General features: G+C 42.0%; 18 protein-coding genes. 10 read left to right on the forward strand and 8 right to left on the reverse strand.

The features are described from left to right. Positions 1 to 114: 114 nt before the first annotated feature. A complete protein-coding gene (locus G337_RS0112435; protein WP_019615587.1) occupies positions 115 to 453 on the forward strand; it encodes a P-II family nitrogen regulator in 339 nt (112 codons plus the stop codon). 62 nt (positions 454 to 515) lie between these two features. Here G337_RS0112435 and G337_RS0112440 read toward each other — a convergent pair whose 3' ends face one another. Further along, positions 516 to 1,304, reverse strand: a complete 789-nt coding sequence (locus G337_RS0112440; protein ID WP_028864179.1) for an outer membrane protein assembly factor BamD — start codon at positions 1,302 to 1,304, stop codon at positions 516 to 518. Between the two features lie 172 nt (positions 1,305 to 1,476). On the opposite strand from G337_RS0112440, the gene rluD reads away from it, so the two are divergent. The 4 genes from rluD to G337_RS0112460 all read left to right on the forward strand — a co-directional run bounded on the left by rluD (position 1,477) and on the right by G337_RS0112460 (position 6,946). Then, on the forward strand, positions 1,477 to 2,445 hold the full coding sequence (rluD, locus tag G337_RS0112445) for a 23S rRNA pseudouridine(1911/1915/1917) synthase RluD (RefSeq protein ID WP_028864180.1): 969 nt from the start codon (positions 1,477 to 1,479) through the stop codon (positions 2,443 to 2,445). A gap of 13 nt (positions 2,446 to 2,458) precedes the next feature. Next, positions 2,459 to 3,199 (forward strand): peptidoglycan editing factor PgeF, encoded by a 741-nt coding sequence (gene pgeF / locus G337_RS0112450; RefSeq protein WP_028864181.1) that lies wholly within the window; start codon positions 2,459 to 2,461, stop codon positions 3,197 to 3,199. 180 nt (positions 3,200 to 3,379) lie between these two features. Then, positions 3,380 to 5,953 (forward strand): ATP-dependent chaperone ClpB, encoded by a 2,574-nt coding sequence (gene clpB, locus G337_RS0112455; protein WP_028864182.1) that lies wholly within the window; start codon positions 3,380 to 3,382, stop codon positions 5,951 to 5,953. Between the two features lie 90 nt (positions 5,954 to 6,043). Continuing rightward, entirely contained in the window at positions 6,044 to 6,946 is a 903-nt protein-coding gene (locus tag G337_RS0112460; RefSeq protein WP_028864183.1) for a hypothetical protein, read from the forward strand. Positions 6,947 to 7,009: 63 nt separating this feature from the next. Here the strand turns inward: G337_RS0112460 and G337_RS0112465 are convergent, their stop codons facing one another. Continuing rightward, entirely contained in the window at positions 7,010 to 8,605 is a 1,596-nt protein-coding gene (locus G337_RS0112465; protein ID WP_028864184.1) for an ABC-F family ATPase, read from the reverse strand. Between the two features lie 235 nt (positions 8,606 to 8,840). On the opposite strand from G337_RS0112465, the gene G337_RS0112470 reads away from it, so the two are divergent. Then, positions 8,841 to 10,136, forward strand: a complete 1,296-nt coding sequence (locus G337_RS0112470; protein ID WP_028864185.1) for a DEAD/DEAH box helicase — start codon at positions 8,841 to 8,843, stop codon at positions 10,134 to 10,136. Positions 10,137 to 10,259: 123 nt separating this feature from the next. Next, positions 10,260 to 10,736 carry an NYN domain-containing protein gene (locus tag G337_RS0112475; RefSeq protein ID WP_028864186.1) on the forward strand — a complete coding sequence of 159 codons (477 nt, stop codon included), beginning with the start codon at positions 10,260 to 10,262 and terminating at the stop codon, positions 10,734 to 10,736. Positions 10,737 to 10,795: 59 nt separating this feature from the next. Here the strand turns inward: G337_RS0112475 and G337_RS0112480 are convergent, their stop codons facing one another. The 5 genes from G337_RS0112480 to G337_RS0112500 all read right to left on the reverse strand — a co-directional run bounded on the left by G337_RS0112480 (position 10,796) and on the right by G337_RS0112500 (position 16,032). Further along, positions 10,796 to 12,118: a CoA-disulfide reductase gene (locus tag G337_RS0112480; protein WP_028864187.1), complete on the reverse strand. Its 1,323-nt coding sequence runs from the start codon at positions 12,116 to 12,118 to the stop codon at positions 10,796 to 10,798. A gap of 242 nt (positions 12,119 to 12,360) precedes the next feature. Continuing rightward, entirely contained in the window at positions 12,361 to 13,761 is a 1,401-nt protein-coding gene (locus G337_RS0112485) for a cation:dicarboxylate symporter family transporter (RefSeq protein ID WP_028864188.1), read from the reverse strand. Between the two features lie 33 nt (positions 13,762 to 13,794). Next, the gene (locus G337_RS0112490; protein ID WP_028864189.1) at positions 13,795 to 14,178 is read right to left on the reverse strand and encodes a RidA family protein; all 384 of its coding nucleotides are present in this window, start codon (positions 14,176 to 14,178) and stop codon (positions 13,795 to 13,797) included. A gap of 38 nt (positions 14,179 to 14,216) precedes the next feature. After that, entirely contained in the window at positions 14,217 to 14,909 is a 693-nt protein-coding gene (locus tag G337_RS0112495) for a helix-turn-helix transcriptional regulator (RefSeq protein WP_028864190.1), read from the reverse strand. A 322-nt stretch (positions 14,910 to 15,231) separates the two neighbouring features. Further along, positions 15,232 to 16,032: a coiled-coil domain-containing protein gene (locus G337_RS0112500; protein WP_028864191.1), complete on the reverse strand. Its 801-nt coding sequence runs from the start codon at positions 16,030 to 16,032 to the stop codon at positions 15,232 to 15,234. 375 nt (positions 16,033 to 16,407) lie between these two features. On the opposite strand from G337_RS0112500, the gene G337_RS0112505 reads away from it, so the two are divergent. Next, complete coding sequence (locus tag G337_RS0112505) at positions 16,408 to 17,268, forward strand: response regulator (protein WP_051303223.1); 861 nt, start codon at positions 16,408 to 16,410, stop codon at positions 17,266 to 17,268. A gap of 46 nt (positions 17,269 to 17,314) precedes the next feature. Here the strand turns inward: G337_RS0112505 and G337_RS0112510 are convergent, their stop codons facing one another. Next, complete coding sequence (locus tag G337_RS0112510; protein ID WP_028864193.1) at positions 17,315 to 17,548, reverse strand: hypothetical protein; 234 nt, start codon at positions 17,546 to 17,548, stop codon at positions 17,315 to 17,317. 82 nt (positions 17,549 to 17,630) lie between these two features. Here G337_RS0112510 and G337_RS26185 point away from each other — a divergent pair, with 82 nt between their 5' ends. Together G337_RS26185 and G337_RS0112520 are read left to right on the forward strand one after the other, a co-directional pair. Next, positions 17,631 to 17,951 carry a DNA alkylation repair protein gene (locus tag G337_RS26185; RefSeq protein WP_245597660.1) on the forward strand — a complete coding sequence of 107 codons (321 nt, stop codon included), beginning with the start codon at positions 17,631 to 17,633 and terminating at the stop codon, positions 17,949 to 17,951. Between the two features lie 282 nt (positions 17,952 to 18,233). Continuing rightward, a partial coding sequence (locus G337_RS0112520; RefSeq protein ID WP_028864194.1) for a transposase occupies positions 18,234 to 18,415 on the forward strand: 182 nt, incomplete at its 3' end.

The following is an 18,415-nucleotide window of genomic DNA, read 5'->3' on the forward strand; positions in this document are numbered from 1 at the left end:
ACTATTAGTGTAATATTCTTTTCAATTTTCTGCCTGTATATTTGTCTTAATTCGTATTACAGTAGGCACTTATTCTTATTTATATTTTTTTGCAGACAACATAAAGAGACCGTGATGAAAAAAATAGAAGCAATTATTAAACCGTTTAAAATGGATGATGTTCGTGAAGCGCTTGCCGATATTGATATTACAGGGATGACTGTATCTGAAGTAAAAGGTTTTGGTCGTCAGAAAGGGCATACGGAGTTATACCGTGGTGCTGAATATATGGTTGATTTTCTACCAAAAGTTAAAATCGAGCTGGTTGTAAAAAAAGAAGATGTAGACCGTTGTATTGAAGCTATTATGGGAACGGCGCAAACCGGTAAGATTGGTGACGGTAAGATATTTGTAATGCCTGTTGAACGGGTGATTCGTATTCGTACCGGTGAAGAAGACGGTGAAGCGGTATAAATTATACTGAATAATAAAAAAGGAGAGCTCAGCTCTCCTTTTTTATGTTTTAAATAAAGTGACTAGTCTTCTTTATTCCAGCGCTCATAGCGTCTAACGGTTCTATTTTTAGGGAAGTTTAGCTTTAATACCGTCATCGCATTATCTTTCGGCTCTTTAATCTCGAGTACATCATAAGCCTCGATCATAATCTCTAAGGCAGTTTCAACCGAAGCGGTATCCGGGTAATTATTTAAAACGGTTTTACTGCGGTTAATCGCAGCAATATAAGCTTCACGTTCGATATACCACTGTGCAATTGCAATTTCATAACGTGCTAAACGATCCTTAAGAAAAACCAAGCGTAGTTGAGCATCGGCCGCATACTGGCTGTTCGGGTAATATTTTATCAGGTGTGCAAAGTCTTTAAACGCCTGCTGTGAATGGCTTGGATCGCGGTTAAAGCGGTCGATGCCGAATAAATTCTGGAAAAACTGCTGATCTGTGGCCATATGTGTTAAGCCGCGCATGTAATACAGGTAATCAAGATCTTTATGAGTCGGGTTCAGACGGATAAAACGGTCTATATTTGCAAGGGCTAGTGCAGTGTCGTCACGCTTGTAATAAGAATAAATAAGATCCAGCTGCACTTGATCTGAATGTGGTCCAAAGGGGTAGCGGCTGTCTAAAGCTTCTAATACTTCGATTGCTTTCTCATGACTTGCCGACTCTGAAGCAGCTTTAGCATCTTTATAAAGCTCTACTGGAGGCTTATCATCAACTTTTGGTTTGTCTGCTTTTTTGGAAGAGCAGCCCGAGCTGATTAAAACAATAAACAGAGAGGTCGTTATTAGTCTGAGGATCTTTTTCATAAGTGTTATAATGCCAGTGCAGATAAAAGCACAGTATCTTCTATAGACTAAAAAAAGAAAAGTTAAAAAAGATAAAATGTGACAAGATCACAGTGCAAACAGTTAAATTAAGCTTATTTATGCAGTTGTGCATAACTAAAGCACTTGGAAATCAGGAAAAGAGAATAAATATATGAGTCAAGAGTTAAAGCTCAGCGCAGAAGTTACTGACGAACAATTAGGGTTTCGTTTAGATCAGGCATTAGCCTCGTTATTTCCTGATTATTCTCGTACGCGTATCAAAGAATGGATTTTGGCTGACATGGTCAAAATTGACGGTGAAGTAATTGCCCGTCCTCGAGAAAAAGTATTTACAGGACAAATGGTTGATGTAAATGCCGTATTAGAAGATGAAGTTGTTTTTAAAGCGCAGAATATTAAATTAGATATCGTCTTTGAAGACGAACATATTTTAGTGATAAATAAACCGGCTGGTTTAGTTGTCCACCCTGGTGCCGGTAATCCGGACGGCACGGTTTTAAATGCCCTGCTGCATCATTACCCGGAAATTGTTGAAGTGCCGAGAGCGGGCATTGTGCACCGTCTGGATAAAGATACAACTGGACTGATGGTGGTTGCTAAAACGGTACCAGCACAAACGCACCTGGTTGCAAGCCTGCAGGCTCGTGAAATTACACGTGAATACGAAGCGATTGCAATGGGCCGCTTTACTGCTGGTGGACGTGTAGATGCGCCGATCGGTCGAGATAAAGTGCACCGTACTAAAATGGCGGTTAATGCAACGGGCGGTAAACATGCGGTAACACATTACCGTGTGTCTGAAAAATACCGTGCACACACTCGTTTACGTTTGCGTCTGGAAACTGGCCGTACTCACCAGATTCGTGTACATATGATGCACATTGGTCATGTTCTTGCCGGTGATCCGGTTTACGGCGGTCGTCCTCGTCCGCCTAAAGGTGCTTCCGAAGCTCTGTCTGAAACACTGCGCGGCTTCAGACGTCAGGCGTTACACGCAACTATGCTTCGTCTGGAGCACCCGATTACTGGCGAAATGATGGAATGGCATGCACCGCTTCCCGATGATATGGCTGAGCTGGCCGCCGCATTACGCGCAGATATGATTAAACACGGTGGTTAATAAACTGTCCGAAATGCACTTAATCAAACCGCAATGGTCGGCACCACAGCATATTCAGGCATTTTCGACTACCCGTAGCGGTGGTCGAAGTCTGGGGCCCTATAAGGGGTTGAATTTAGGTGATCATGTTAATGATATCTCCTCTGCGGTAGTGCAGAATCGTGTTTTGTTAGCTGAGCATTTAGCTTTACCTGACGATTTATGCTGGTTAAATCAGATTCACAGTACTATCTTACTCAGGCTTGAACAACAGACTGCTAGTGAGACTGAAGCAGATGCCAGCTGGACTACGCTTAAGAAACAGCCCTGCATTGTGATGACTGCGGACTGCTTACCTGTATTAATTACAGATAAACAAGGCAGTTTTGTTTGTGCTGTTCATGCCGGCTGGCGCGGTTTGTGTGACGGTATTATTGAAAAATCTATTCACTCTATCTGCACCGAGTTAAATATCAACTCTACGGAATTATTAGTGTGGTTAGGGCCGTGTATCGGCAGAAGTGCTTTTCAGGTAGGTGATGAAGTCCGCGCTGAATTTATAGCACAGAATAAACTTGCTGAATCGGCTTTTACTGCCGATCAGGAGCGCTGGCTTGCGGATCTGCAACTGTTAGCTAAGCTGCGTTTAGCACCTCTCAATGTTGCCGAAATAAGTACAAGTGAACACTGTACTTTTACTGAAGCAGATCTGTTTTACTCATACCGCCGCGACGGTATCACCGGGCGCATGGCAAGTTTAATCTGGATTGACTAACGCTTATATCCAGTCTATGAATCAGCATATTGAAGTAAATTGGTTATATAATACAAGAGCTTGAAAATATTAAGAAATGAGCTGAAAAGTCACGTTTCACACTATTTTCTAGTCCTTATCCTTGAAATTTCCCATGTAAAGCTCCATCTTCTAAAGGTATGTGATTTAGGGGGATTGAGTATGCGTTTAGATAAATTAACCAGTAAGTTTCAATTAGCCATTTCCGATGCGCAGTCATTAGCACTCGGGCGTGATCATCAGTATATTGAAGCGACTCACCTGATGCTGGCACTGTTAAATCAAGACAGCGGCTCCATTCGCCGGATACTGGCTGATTTAGAAGTTGATATTAATTTACTGCGTTCGCAGCTTTCCGCTGAATTAGACAAAATTGCCAAAGTTTCTGGGATCGGCGGGGATGTTCAGCTTTCCGCGCAGCTGGGGATTTTGTTTAATCTCTGTGATAAATACGCCCAGAAATCCAAAGACAAATTTATCTCTTCCGAACTGTTTCTTGTTGCCGCCTGTGATGACAAAGGCCCATTAGGGGCTATTTTAAAACAGCTGGGTTTAAGTAAACAGAAGGTTGAGAAGTCGATAGAAAAAATTCGTGATGGTCAGAAAGTCGATGATCAGAATGCTGAGGGTCAGGAACAGGCCCTGGATCGATATACAATAGATCTGACCGAGCGTGCAGAGCAGGGCAAGCTGGATCCTGTTATCGGCCGTGATGACGAAGTACGGCGCATGGTGCAGGTTCTGCAGCGCCGTACCAAAAACAATCCGGTAATTATCGGCGAGCCCGGTGTAGGAAAAACAGCCATTGTAGAAGGCCTTGCGCAGCGGATTATCAATGGCGAAGTGCCGGAAGGTTTAAAAAACAAACGGGTATTATCACTGGATATGGGCTCTTTGATTGCCGGGGCAAAATACCGCGGTGAATTTGAAGAACGCCTGAAAACGGTATTATCCGAACTGGCCAAGGAAGAAGGTCAGGTTATCCTGTTTATCGATGAACTTCATACTATGGTTGGAGCCGGAAAAAGCGATGGTGCGATGGATGCCGGCAATATGTTAAAACCGGCTTTAGCACGTGGTGAGCTGCATTGTGTCGGTGCAACCACACTTGATGAATACCGTTTGTATATTGAAAAAGACGCGGCCCTTGAGCGCCGCTTTCAAAAAGTGCAGGTGGATGAGCCCACAGTTGAAGATACCATCGCTATTTTACGCGGTTTAAAAGAGCGTTACGAACTGCACCATAAGGTTGAAATTACAGATCCTGCTATTGTTGCCGCCGCCACACTGTCACACCGCTATATTGCAGATCGTCAGCTGCCCGATAAAGCGATAGATCTGATTGATGAAGCAGCATCAAGCATTCGTCTGCAGATGGATTCTAAACCGGAAGGGCTGGATAAATTAGAGCGTAAGATTATTCAGTTAACGCTGGAGCAGAAAGCGCTGCAGAACGAAAATGACGAAGCCAGTGTCAAACGCCTGTCTGACTTAGAAAGTTCTCTGCAGGATAAAAATAAAGCTTATAAAGTGCTGGATGAAGTATGGAAAACGGAAAAAGCGGCCCTTTCCGGCACACAGAATATTAAACAGGCACTTGAACAGGCTCGTTTAGACCTTGAAGTGGCCAGCCGCGCAGCCGATTTAACGCGTATGTCAGAGCTGCAGTACGGGAAAATTCCCGAATTAGAAAAACAGCTGGATCTTGCTACGCAGGCCGAAATGCAGGAAATGACTCTGCTAAAGCACTGTGTTACAGAAAATGAAATAGCTGAAATTCTTGCACACTGGACGGGTATTCCCGTGGCGAAAATGCTTGAAGGTGAACGAGATAAACTGCTGCAGATGGAAAAACATCTGCACTCCCGGGTAATCGGACAGAACGAAGCGATTGACGCCATTGCTAATGCGGTCCGCCGCAGCCGCGCAGGTTTAAGTGATCCTGATAGACCGATCGGTTCGTTTCTGTTTTTAGGACCAACCGGAGTGGGTAAGACGGAGTCATGCAAAGCCTTAGCAAACTTCCTGTTTGACAGTGAAGATAATATGGTGCGTATTGATATGTCTGAATTTATGGAAAAGCACTCGGTTGCACGTTTAGTGGGAGCGCCTCCAGGATATGTGGGCTACGAAGAGGGCGGTTATCTGACCGAAGCAGTACGCCGTAAACCTTATTCAGTGATTCTGCTGGATGAAGTTGAAAAAGCACACCCGGATATTTTCAATATTTTACTGCAGGTCTTAGATGACGGACGTTTAACGGACGGGCAGGGAAGAACGGTTGATTTTCGTAATACAGTGATAATTATGACCTCTAATATTGGCTCTGATTTAATCCATGAATCCTTTGACAAGGTCAGCTATGAAGAGATTAAGTTAACTCTATTAGAAGTGTTAGGTCAGCAGTTTAAACCTGAATTTTTAAACCGAATTGATGAAACGGTTGTATTTCACCCGCTTGGACAAAGGCATATAAAATCGATTGCTACTATTCAGCTGCATGCACTGCAGAAACGCCTTAAAGCACGTGACTACCAGTTAACTTTTAACGATCAGTCTATCGACCTGTTAGTTGAAGCGGGGTACGACCCTATATATGGTGCGCGGCCGTTAAAACGTGCTGTTCAGCAGTTATTAGAGAATTCATTAGCACAGAGGATTCTCTCGGGCTCTTTAACCACGGGGAAGAATATTATGGTTGCTGTAAAAGAGGGCAAAATAGATTTTATCCAGTAAGTAATGCTAATTTTTAACGCATTGTGAGCTGCCGCTGCTGATGCTGTAAATTAACCAGCGGATTTTTGTTTATTAATTAACGGACTTAGTATGCTTGATGCAATTTGTACTTATGATAAGACTCATCCGAAAATCTATTCTATTTTTGAGTTTAAGCTTCTGCCGGAAACAGAAATAGATAAGCTGCGTTATTCGCTGCTCTGCCCGGTTTGTAAGCAGAAAGCGTATTTCCGCAGAGCATCTAAAGACGGCAAGCAGGCCTGTTTTGGTTCACGTTATCATGAAAAAGACTGTGAAGAATTCAATCCTTCCGCATCTAAAAGCGAAGAAGAGAAACAGCTTGCTGAAGTGGAGCAGATTATTCTCGAGCAGGATTCGCTGCTGATTGATTTCAGCAAACCTGTTATCAGCAGGAAAAAGTCTTCTCAAACAGAACCGGCTGAGGAATTTGAAGCGCAAAAAGAGCGGCACACTGTTCAGGAAAGGTATTTAACTAAAGCCGTTCAATCCTCTAAAAGTAATAAAGCAAAGCCGCAGAGTGCAGGCTTAGATGAAGAAAATAATTTGCCTGAAGTATCTAAGCAGGGGCTGGCTAAACTGCTGACCAGCTTATTGCGGGGCAGCTCTTTAGCTTCATCGGATCTATGGATCTATACCAGTGAAAAGCATAAATGGCGTGCTAAAAATTTATTCGTCAATATTAAAGATGCGCAGCCAACCGAAAATAATGCGCCGAGAATGTACTGGGGCACCATATCCCATGCGGATAAAACACTTAACTGGTTAAATCCGGCAGAAGATCGTAGTGTTGGTTTACCTGTATCTAAATACCGCGAGCAGCTGTTGAGTCGTTTTGATATTGATGAGCCGACGGATGTAGAAGGCGCTGGGTTTATTTTGTTCGGCAAATGTGTTTTCAGTAAAGATAAAAAGCGTAAATATATTTATCTATGGGGAAATGACCTGCAGTATTTCTATTTATCGAAAGTGTAACAATCTTACGCGGAGACAAAAAAAGGGCGCTAGGCCCTTTTCTAATTGATCAGTAAGCTTATTTTAAGCTTCTATAATACCCTGGCTTTTCAGGTATTCACTGTACGGGCCGTGGAAATCAACAACTTCGTTTTCTTTGATTTCAATAATACGGGTAGCAAGTGAAGATACAAACTCACGGTCATGACTTACGAACAGTAATGTACCTTCGTAGTTTTCCAGTGATAAATTAAGTGCTTCAATCGATTCCATATCCAGGTGGTTAGTAGGCTCATCCATTAACAGGATGTTCGGCATGTTCATCATTAACTTACCAAATAACATGCGGCCCTGTTCACCACCGGAGATGATTTTCACAGATTTGCCGATATCGTCAGAGCCGAACAGTAAACGGCCTAATGTGCCGCGGACAGCCTGCTCGTCGTCACCTGGTTTCATCCATTGTCCCATCCATTCCATCAGGGTCTGATCTTTTTCAAAATCAGCAGAATGATCCTGCGCGTAATATCCTAAGTTAGCATTTTCAGACCATTTGAAGTGACCGGCATCCGGCTGAATTTCGCTCATTAAAGTACGTAACAGTGTTGTTTTACCCGCACCATTCTGACCGATAATGGCAATACGCTCACCCACTTCAACCATCAGGTTAAGATCTTTAAACAGAGTGGTATCAAAGCTCTTAGTGACATTTTCCATTTCCAGAGCATTACGGAACAGTTTCTTCTCCTGCTTGAAAACAATGTACGGGTTGACACGGCTGGATGCTTTTACTTCTTCAAGCTGAATTTTATCCATCTGTTTAGCACGTGATGTTGCCTGTTTTGCTTTTGATGCGTTGGCAGAGAAGCGGCTTACGAACTCCTGCAGTTCAGAAAGCTGGGCTTTTTTCTTAGCATTCTCAGAAAGCAGACGTTCACGAGCCTGTGTCGCAGCTGTCATGTATTCGTCATAGTTACCCGGGTATAAACGCAGCTCACCGTAATCGATATCAGCCATATGTGTACATACAGAGTTTAAGAAGTGACGGTCATGCGAGATGATTACCATAGTACACTGACGTGCATTTAATTCTGTTTCTAACCAGCGGATAGTATCGATATCCAGGTTATTGGTCGGCTCATCCAGGAGCATGATATCTGGATTTGAGAAAAGAACCTGTGCAAGAAGTACACGCAGTTTCCAGCCCGGAGCAACTTCAGACATTAAACCGTAATGCTGTTCAAGGGGAATACCAACGCTCAGCAGCAGCTCTCCGGCACGGGAATCGGCGGTATAACCATCCATTTCTGCAAACTCAGTTTCAAGATCGGCAACTTTCATGCCGTCTTCTTCGCTCATCTCCGGCAGGCTGTAAATACGGTTACGCTCAGCCATCACTTCCCACATCTCTTTATGACCCATTAACACGGTATCTAAAACAGAGAACTCTTCGAAAGCAAACTGGTCCTGGTGCAGTTTAGCGATACGCTCATTAGGATCTTTAGTAACATTACCTGCACTTGGTTCAAGATCACCCGTTAAGATTTTCATAAAGGTTGATTTACCACAACCATTTGCACCAATCAGACCGTAGCGGTTACCAGTACCAAATTTAACTGAGATGTTTTCAAATAATGGTTTTGCACCAAACTGCATGGTGATGTTGTTAGTACTTAACAAGGTTAGTGTTCCTAATTCAATGTCATACTGATAAATGCCCTGCATCTGAATATGACTGTATTTATATTGATGATACAGCGCTTAATAATTCACTGTATTTTTTAAGTTACGCTATTATACAGAGCAATTTGACTATTTATAGAGCAATGGTGATTTAAATCACACCTCTTTCTTAGTTTGCTGTAAGCTACGCACCAGATTTATACCCTTTACCATTTATAGAAGAGATCCGTTTATGAGCTTTGATTCCTTAGGTTTACCCGATTCATTAGTAAAAGCAGTTAAAGAACAGGGGTATACTGAACCGTCTCCGATTCAGGCTCAGGCGATCCCGGCAGTTTTACAAGGTAAAGACGTGATGGCGGCCGCTCAGACAGGTACCGGCAAAACAGCCGGTTTTACTTTACCGCTGCTGGCAAACTTGGAGCATGGTGAACGCGCTAAAGCGAATCAGGTGCGTGCATTAATATTAACGCCGACACGTGAGCTGGCGGCTCAAGTACATGCTAGTGTAGAAAATTACGGCAAAAATATGCCGCTTCGCTCAGCTGTTGTATTCGGCGGCGTGAAAATAAATCCGCAGATGCAGAATCTACGCCGCGGTGTGGATGTATTAGTCGCAACACCGGGACGTTTATTAGATTTGTACCAGCAGAATGCAATACGTTTTAAGCAGTTAGAAGTACTGATTCTGGATGAAGCTGACCGTATGCTGGATATGGGTTTTATTCATGATATTAAAAGAATATTAGGTTTTTTACCTAAAAAGCGTCAGAACCTGCTTTTCTCTGCCACTTTCTCTGATGATATTCGTAATCTGGCAAAGGGGTTGGTAAACAATCCGGTTGAGATTTCAGTAAGCCCGCGTAATACCACAGCAGAAAGTGTGACGCAGTTTATTTACGAGGTAGATAAAACTAAAAAATCGATTGTGTTAAGTACCTTAATTAAAGAACAAAACTGGGAACAAGTATTAGTGTTTGTTAAAACTAAACATGGTGCCAACCGTTTAGTTAAAAACTTAGATGCCCGCGGAATCCGCTCGGCCGCTATTCATGGCAATAAAAGCCAGGGCGCGCGTACTAAAGCCTTAGCCGGATTTAAAGAAGGTCAGATTCAAGTATTAGTGGCAACGGATATCGCCGCACGTGGTATCGATATTGATCAGCTGCCGCAGGTTGTTAATTTCGATCTGCCGCATGTCAGCGAAGATTATGTACACCGTATCGGCCGTACCGGTCGAGCAGGTAATGACGGACAAGCTGTTTCTTTAGTCTGTCAGGAAGAGTTTAAACTGCTCAAAGATATTGAAAAACTGATTAAAAAAGTTATTCCGCGTAAAACGGTTGAAGGTTTTGAACCGGGAGAGCCTCTGCCGCCGTCAGTATTAGATACGCGTGCACCTAAACCTAAAAAACCTAAAAAACCTAAAAAACCTAAACCAGGTCACCGTGACGGTTTGCGTTCAGGTCCGAAAACCGGCAGTAATAAAAAACAGCGTTCAGCACGTAATAACTTTGTTGGTGAATAAAACTGCATTTTTACGGTTAATTAACAGATAAAAATAAAAGCCTTAAATAACCTTGTTGTTTAAGGCTTTTTTGTATTGTTTTATATGGCATTATGCAGAAAAAATAACAGAGTGAATATTTGAATGAAAAAGATTGCTGTATTTGCGGACGTGCAGAATATCTATTACACCACCCGCCAGGCTTACGGAAAACAGTTTAACTATCGTAAGCTCTGGCAGATTATCGAGAAGCAGGGGATTATTGTTAATGCTTTTGCTTATGCCATTGACCGCGGGGACAAGCAGCAGAAAAAATTTCAGGATGCACTGAAACACCTTGGTTTTGAAGTGAAGCTTAAGCCTTATATTCAGCGCAGTGACGGCACTGCCAAAGGTGACTGGGATGTAGGTATTACCATTGATATTATGGAAACAGCGGCGCAGGTGGATACGGTCATTTTACTGTCCGGTGACGGTGATTTTGCGATTCTGCTGGATAAAGTGAAAGACAGTTTTGCTGTGCAGACCGAAGCTTACGGTGTGCCTCAGCTCACTGCTAAAGCATTAATTGATTCCTGTACAGTGTTTAACCCGATTGATCGCGATTTATTACTTGGTTAATTATTTATTTGAGATTTAATAAAGCCCGTTCTCCTTAAAAAACGGGCTTTATTGTGCTCTTATTTGGCAACATTACCCGCTACATTTAACGCATCCCATGTGCGCGAAAACGGCGGTGCATAACAGAAGTCAAGATAACCCAGTTGAGAGGTAGTCATTTTAGCTGTAATGGCCACGGCTAATGCATTGATGCGGCTGACAGCCCCTTTCTTACCGATAATCTCACCGCCCAGCAGCTGTTTTGAAGCTGGATCGTAAACCAGTTTAATTTTTATCGGCTCCTGACCCGGGTAATAATCCGTCTGGTTCTGATCTTCAATAATGGATGTTTTATAAGAGATATTATTCTCTTTGGCAACTATCTCAGAAATACCGGTGCAGGCCAGCTCCTGATCTAATACTTTTAAACATGAAGAGCCAAGCATACCTTGTAAGAAAGTCTCCTTTCCGGCAACGTGATCGGCCATCATACGCGCCTGCTTATTAGCGGTTGTTGCCAGCGGCAGATAAACCATTTTATCAAGCGCTATATGGTAGCTTGCCGCACAGTCGCCCACTGCACTGATATGTTCATCATCAGTCTGACCGACTTTATTAACCATTAATGAACCATTAGGCAGTTTCGGCAGATCAAAAGCTTCTGTGTTGGGTTTAAAACCAAGCGATAAAATAATGATATCAGCACGAATTTCACCGTCAGTGGTGTTAATTATGTATCCGCCCTCGGCATTATCCGAAATGCTTTCTACTGAGCAGCTGGTTTTTAATGTGCCGCCGTTTGCTCTGATATCCTGTTCAACGGTATTGATCATCTCCGGACTGAACTGACGGCTCATAATGTGTGTTTCACGCTCAATAATAGTAACGTTTTTATTTAAATGATGGGCCGCGTCAAATACTTCTAAACCGATAAAACCGGCGCCGATAATACAGACATTTTTTAATGCCGGATTTTCAAAGGCATTTTTAACATCAAAACCGTCTTTTTTGCTGGTTAATGTATAAACATGCTCCGGGTTATACTGGCCGAAATTCGGCACTATCGGGCGTGCGCCGGTACAGATCAGCAGCTTATCGTAACTCTGCTGATAGCTCTCTTCACCGCACTTGATTAATACGCTTTTGTTTTCTTTATCAATACTGATCACTTCTGAATTTACGCGCATATCTAAGCCGGATTTGATCGCCTGCTCCGGGCTACGGGAGATCATTCTGTCAGTATCATGGAACAAACCCGCGGTGAAGTAGGGCAGTCCGCAGCCGCCGAAGGAGACATAATCACGTTTCTCAATCACTATCACTTCATCTTCAGGGCTGTTTCTTTTGTATTTTGCGGCAAAACTCATGCCGGCAGCATTGCCGCCGATAATTAAATATTTCATATCTGTCTATTACCTAATAACTGTTATCTCAAATAATACCAAACTGATTAAGTAAATGGTCTGTTTTAGGCGTAGGAAAAATCGATACTAGCAAGGTTTTAATTGATGTAACTAGTTACTCTAATTACGAAATTAATAACGAAGACAGGATTGATTGTAACCAGCATAAAAGATCAGAGACTTATTCTGATTGGTATAAAACAGCACCTCTATGAAGTGCTGTTTTATTAATTCAGGCGGGATTAAACAATCGCTTCTGCTTCACCTGTCTGTTCACCGTTATATGCATCAGCATCTAAGGTTTTATTCTGTTTAGCCGTGATCACACCGGACAGCATTGAACCTGAGATATTAAGCGCGGTTCTGGCCATATCGATAAGCGCTTCAATGGACACTAAAATAGCGACAACCGTAATATCAAGACCCATAATGGTTAGTACCGCAACCGCTGCAAATGTTGCGCCGCCGCCGACACCGGCAATACCGAAAGAGGCAATGGCAATAACAGCTACAAGCTGAAGCATAAAGCTCAGATCAATCGGCATACCCATTACCTGTGCCGCCATAATTGCCAGCATCGCCGGGTAAATACCCGCACAGCCGTTCTGTCCGATACTTGTGCCAAATGTTGCTGACATATTTGCAGTTTCTTCATCAACACCTAAACGTTCTGTCTGGGTCTGCACATTAAGAGGAATCGCCGCCATACTTGAACGGGAGCCGAAGCCGAATACCAGTACCGGCCATGTTTTCTGTGCAAATTGAATAGGAGATAAGCCGAATACTGCGACCATAATTAAATGGATGGCGTACATAACAAAGATTGCCGCGTAACTTGCTAACAGGAAGCGTCCCATCTCTGCAAGTGCAAACAGGTCGTTAGTCATCATAAAGCTGGTCATTAATGCAAACACGCCGTAGGGGGTCAGCTTTAAGATTTCACGTACCATAGACAGTACAACTTCTTTAGCCGCATTGATGAAATCAATAAAGTTTTGTACTTTTTCAGGACGGCGTTTTTTAACCTGCAGGATGCTGTAACCTAAGAACATACCAAATAGTACCGTTGAAAGCGTAGAGGTACGTTCAGAGCCGGTCAGCATATCAAAGATATTTCCCGGGATAATTGACAGGAACAGGCCGGATAACCCCAGGCTTTCCATTGATGTCTGTGTAGATGCAAGCGAGTGCTCACGCATATGTATATCGCTGTTAGAGCCGATGGTAGTGACTAACGCATTCGCATCAATACCAAAGATGTAAACTGCGGCAACACCAACAACTGCAGATACTGCAACCGTAAATATTAATGTCGCTAATACTTTCGGGGCGATTTTAGACAGGGCACCGCCGCCGTCAACATTCATGATCGCAGATATCATCGCTACAAATACCAGCGGGATAACAATCATCTGTAGTAATTTAATATAACCTTTACCGAAAATAGAAATAAACTCAGTAAATCCGGTTAGCATTTCATTATTGAAACCCAGAGTAAGCTGGATTGCACCGCCGAACATTAAACCGCCGACCAGCGCGCTTAATACTCTGAAGTTAAATGATTTACGCTGTTTTTTAAAACGGCTTAACATGACGTAAAAACCTAAAAACAGGGCGCATAATGTAATAAATGTAATACTCATAGGAACTCCTAAAAATACAGCTTTATAGTGTGATTATTTGATAAAAGCGACTGCTTCAACTTCAACTAATGCATCTTTTGGTAAACGGGCTGCTTCAACGCATGAACGTGCTGGCGCCGCGTCTGTACCAAAGATTTCCAGGTACACTTCATTAAATGCCGCGAAGTCTTCCATATCGGCTAAGAAACAGGTTGTTTTCAGTACTGAATCCAATGCCGCACCGCTCTCTTCTAACACGGCTTTCAGGTTGCTTAATGACTGAGCCGCCTGCTCTTTAATACCGCCTTCGACAAAAGCCATGGTTTCCGGGACAAGCGGAAGCTGTCCTGATGTGAATACCAGATTACCCATGGAAACTCCCTGAGAGTACGGGCCGATGGCTGCCGGGGCATGCTTTGTATCAATTATTTTTTTCATTTTTAGACCTTATGATTAATGTTGATTATTTAATGTTGTTAATGTGAAATTGTTTGATTTAATTCTTCAGCTTTAAACTCACGGATATATTTATATATCGCGTGGCGGGTTATACCAAGACGTTCAGAAACCATCAGGGTGGTCTCTTTCAGCTCAAAAACGCCGTTTTCAAACAAGCGCTTAGTGATTGCTTTATTGGTGCCTTTTAATTTGATGCTGGCGTCTTTCTCAGTATCCTCAATAGCATTATCAAGAGCCTGGGTAATTACATCTGCCGCGTTAGAGCTGAAGTTTTCGTTAACCACGGTATTGGCAATTGAGGTATCCGGCATTAGGGTTTTTATGATTTCTGGAAACGGATAAGAGAGATTCATATTGATACAGAACATGCCTATCGCTTTGCCGCTGTCGCCGGCTAAAACACAGGTCGTTGATTTCAGGATTGCGCCGTCTTTGCTGTTAGTAAAATAACACTTTGGTGATACCTCACCGGTTTTCTCAAATGCATTAAGCATTTTTAAACCTAAATCAGTGATAGGTGAGCCTACGGTACGGCCGGTATGGTGCCCGTTAACAATTTTTACAACCGATTTTTCGTAGCTTTCAAAGGAGTGGATCACCACTTCACAATGCGGACCGATGAAATCGGCCATGGTATCTGCTAAACGAAAATAAGCCGCCAGAGCTTCCTTGTCTGCTTCACTATATTTATTATTAATTATATTTTCCATTTTTCTGCTCACTATTGTTAACTTTACGGGCGAATTCTGCTCCTTATATGTTCTGTATACAAGTTAAAGTTAACAATATGTAACTCTGCGTTTTGGTTGTGCGAGCTTTGTCACTAATTTCTGTAGAGGGTTTTGTATGCACTGTAGTGTATTGTTGTTAAACGACTGTTTTTGTTGTTTGTTGTTTTTGAAATGTTGATGTTTTTTTCTGTTTAGTATTTTTGAGGTTACATTTTGTTAATTATATTGAGTTAACAAAATGTAACTTTTCCTGCGGTTGTTTATCCTGCAAATAGATTGTGTTTATCGCTGTCACTGCTCTTTAGTTTTCATCTTCCTCCTCTTCATACTGTTCTAATATATCCAGAAACTGTGTTTCTAAGAAATCTTTCTCGGTTGAAATCCGCTGCAGCTCTTCTTTGGAATTGGACAGTTTGTCCTGCAGCGTTTCTATCTGTATATTGAGATCCACTGCATTTTTACTATTTCCTTCGGCTTGAGATTTTGCTTTTAAATACTCCAGCTCCTTACCTTGCTCTATCAGCTTCTGAGAGTACAGCTCGCCCTGTTCGCTGATTTGTTTTATCTCTTTAATATGATTTATTATCTGCTGCTTTAACTGATCGTTTTCTATATTGGCTTTATCGCTTTGAATACGTAGTTTTTTGATGACTAACTGCTGTTTAGATAATTTACGGCGGGATTCTTCTAATTCATCCTGAGCACCATAATGATTCCTCATATTGGTTTTCAGCTTTTTAATCAGTGCATTTGATTTCTGTATTTCCTGATTTAAAAAGGCGATCTCTTTTTTATGCAGCTGCAGACGTTTATTTTTACCGACCAGTTCAGTACTGAACAGAGCTTCAATTTTAGTGTTGATTCTAATTAATTCATCAAGTTTTCTGCTGTCGGTTTCATTTAGATTAAGCTCGTTATCTGCAAGCGGATCTTTATTTTCCAGGCTTAGATCCTGAATTAGATGAGAGTTAGTCAAACGGTTAACTGCGCTGCTGACTGTCTGGAACTCTCTAAACATCAGAAGTAAAATATAGAACCAGCCCGCAATTATGATTAATCCTAAATCGACAGCTAACACTTCCAGCATTCTTTCGCTTATCATATCTATCCTTAATTTATTTCAGACCTATAATTATCAGATAATAGCTGTGTTCTATAATTCTGCCCATATTACTGAAAGTTAATAACTATTTTACTAAGGGCCTGTTTATCTTTGAAAATTGCCCCTGTTGAGCCTGAAAGTTTCTCAATCAAGACGCGAAGAATGAAGTTTAGTTGTTCTAAATGAGTGATGAGCAACGCAGAGTGAGGGATTTTCAGCCTCAACCCGAAGGGCAGGGGGTATTTTTACACTCAACTTCGTTATCAGTCATTAATGTAGAGTAACTACACTGCATGACTTCTGCCTTGCTGAGCATAAAAATAGCCTCCAGCAGGAACAAAGAGCAAAGATAAACAGGCCCTAGAAGGAGCTTATGTGAAATTATTAATTGTTGATGATAGTAAAGCTATGCAGGCAATCGTCCGCCGCGGCCTGACTAAGTTTGAGCATGTTACTTTCAGTATTAAAAAAGCATCTAACGGTAAAGATGCATTAGCTGTCATTGATGAATGGCATCCTGATATTATTCTTTCTGACTGGCATATGCCGCATATGTCGGGTTTAGAACTGCTTGCTGTTATCCGAAAAAGAGAGCTGCCGATAAAGGTGGGACTTGTTACCACGGAAAGAAATGAAGGACGCATTAAAAAAGCGATAAAGCTTGGTGCTGAATTTGTTTTAGCCAAACCTTTTGATGATGAATCGCTGCATAAAGCGATTATTCCATTAATTAAGGTCAAAGCGAACAACGGTTTTGTGCTGCCTAAATTAAACCGTTTACAGCAGACACTAAACCGCTCTTTATCCGTTGAAGTAACGTTAACAAGCGGCGCACCGCAGCAGGTCTCATCTGAATTACTACCCTGTATTGTCGGGCTGTTTGAAGATGGATTAACCAATAAGATCCGTTCTATTGCAGTCTTAAACTTACAGGCCGCCTGTATCTTAGGCGGCATAAAAAGTGAGCTGGCGAAGGGCGAAATAGATAAGATGCTGGCTGAGAAGCGTATTAGTAAAGAAGCATTAGAGGGCGGTAAAAAAGCATTGAGTGACTGTGCCGCTGCATTTACTATTCCCGGCAGTAAAAGAAATTTAACTTTTAAAAATATGATTTTATTAGCTGATGATCTGCAGAAAGTGGAAGCGTTATTTAATAAACCCGATGAGCAGCGCTTAGACTTGAGCTGTCAGAGTGCAGATCTGCAAAGCGGTTCTATTACCATTATTGCTTCTTAGCCTAGCTGTTTATTCTTTAATTATCCGCACAGACACTGTTTCATAGTTATTTTGAGCTGTTTAAAGCAAGCTGAAAATATGAGAGAAGTGAAACCTCACGGCTGTTTTTCACTGTTTCCCGCTGCCCGATGTTCTTTTCCGTTAATGCACGTCTATCCGCCGCAGTATTAGCCCGTTCCGTGAATTTAATTCTGGCCTGCTTGTCTAATCCAGACATTATGCCGCCGTAATGAGATTTTAATACTTTTTTTGAAGCATGTGATTTGGGGCTGCTGCACATATACTTCTCCTAATATAGCTGTCTATTATTAAATGACCCGCCTTTTGTTTATAAAATTTCTCTGTTTATGTAGGGTAATAAAATGAACCAGTTACTTGATGAATTAAAAACTTATATTGAACCGCAGAAGGCCGCTTATTTTCCGCAGTTTTTTAAAGCCTTTCCCGGCGGTTACGGTGAAGGGGATCTGTTTTGGGGAATACGCATCCCGCCGCTGCGCCTGCTGGCTAAAAAATACAGGAGCCTGTCACTGGATGAACTGAGACCCTTGATAACGTCTAAAATACATGAACAGCGCATGCTCGCTCTGTTTATATTACGTTTGAAGTTTGAAAAAGCGCCCGCTGAGAAGCAGCAGTTAATTATTACTTTTTATCTGAAATACCTTCATAGCTTAAGGTAGTCTACAATTTTTTGTTGTTAAGCTTATATATTAGGTTATAGCAACTGTTACAATTCTATTTTTCCGCTAATTGACCCAATACTTCCTGCCATTGCTGGCTTGTGGCCAGCTGGTAATCATTAATACTAAACAGCGGTGTGTATGGCTTGTTGTATAATTCAATAAGTTCGTTGACGTTAGTAACTTTGTCGAACGGTAACTTCAGAAATGGTCCCCAAAAATCGGACACGATCTTAAGTGATTAATCTGTTTTAATAACTAGCATCACAGCTGGAGCAGATTATGACTAGAAAACGTAGAAACCACTCACCAGAATTTAAAGCTAAGGTTGCATTAGCGGCTGCTAAGGGAGATAAAACTTTATCTGAGTTAGCACAGCAATTTAATCTTCACACCAATCAAATTACCACCTGGAAGCAGGAGTTACTTAATAATGCCTCTTCAATTTTTGATGGGAAGTCTTC

The organism is Psychromonas aquimarina ATCC BAA-1526, assembly GCF_000428725.1.
Classification (GTDB): domain Bacteria; phylum Pseudomonadota; class Gammaproteobacteria; order Enterobacterales; family Psychromonadaceae; genus Psychromonas; species Psychromonas aquimarina.

Bases quoted from the DNA above. Each gene is read 5' to 3' on its own strand.
- G337_RS0112435 (WP_019615587.1), top strand. From the start codon at position 115: ATGAAAAAAATAGAAGCAATTATTAAACCGTTTAAAATGGATGATGTT.
- G337_RS0112440 (WP_028864179.1), bottom strand. From the start codon at position 1,304: ATGAAAAAGATCCTCAGACTAATAACGACCTCTCTGTTTATTGTTTTA.
- rluD (WP_028864180.1), top strand. From the start codon at position 1,477: ATGAGTCAAGAGTTAAAGCTCAGCGCAGAAGTTACTGACGAACAATTA.
- pgeF (WP_028864181.1), top strand. From the start codon at position 2,459: ATGCACTTAATCAAACCGCAATGGTCGGCACCACAGCATATTCAGGCA.
- clpB (WP_028864182.1), top strand. From the start codon at position 3,380: ATGCGTTTAGATAAATTAACCAGTAAGTTTCAATTAGCCATTTCCGAT.
- G337_RS0112460 (WP_028864183.1), top strand. From the start codon at position 6,044: ATGCTTGATGCAATTTGTACTTATGATAAGACTCATCCGAAAATCTAT.
- G337_RS0112470 (WP_028864185.1), top strand. From the start codon at position 8,841: ATGAGCTTTGATTCCTTAGGTTTACCCGATTCATTAGTAAAAGCAGTT.
- G337_RS0112475 (WP_028864186.1), top strand. From the start codon at position 10,260: ATGAAAAAGATTGCTGTATTTGCGGACGTGCAGAATATCTATTACACC.
- G337_RS0112480 (WP_028864187.1), bottom strand. From the start codon at position 12,118: ATGAAATATTTAATTATCGGCGGCAATGCTGCCGGCATGAGTTTTGCC.
- G337_RS0112485 (WP_028864188.1), bottom strand. From the start codon at position 13,761: ATGAGTATTACATTTATTACATTATGCGCCCTGTTTTTAGGTTTTTAC.
- G337_RS0112490 (WP_028864189.1), bottom strand. From the start codon at position 14,178: ATGAAAAAAATAATTGATACAAAGCATGCCCCGGCAGCCATCGGCCCG.
- G337_RS0112495 (WP_028864190.1), bottom strand. From the start codon at position 14,909: ATGGAAAATATAATTAATAATAAATATAGTGAAGCAGACAAGGAAGCT.
- G337_RS0112500 (WP_028864191.1), bottom strand. From the start codon at position 16,032: ATGATAAGCGAAAGAATGCTGGAAGTGTTAGCTGTCGATTTAGGATTA.
- G337_RS0112510 (WP_028864193.1), bottom strand. From the start codon at position 17,548: ATGTGCAGCAGCCCCAAATCACATGCTTCAAAAAAAGTATTAAAATCT.
- G337_RS26185 (WP_245597660.1), top strand. From the start codon at position 17,631: ATGAACCAGTTACTTGATGAATTAAAAACTTATATTGAACCGCAGAAG.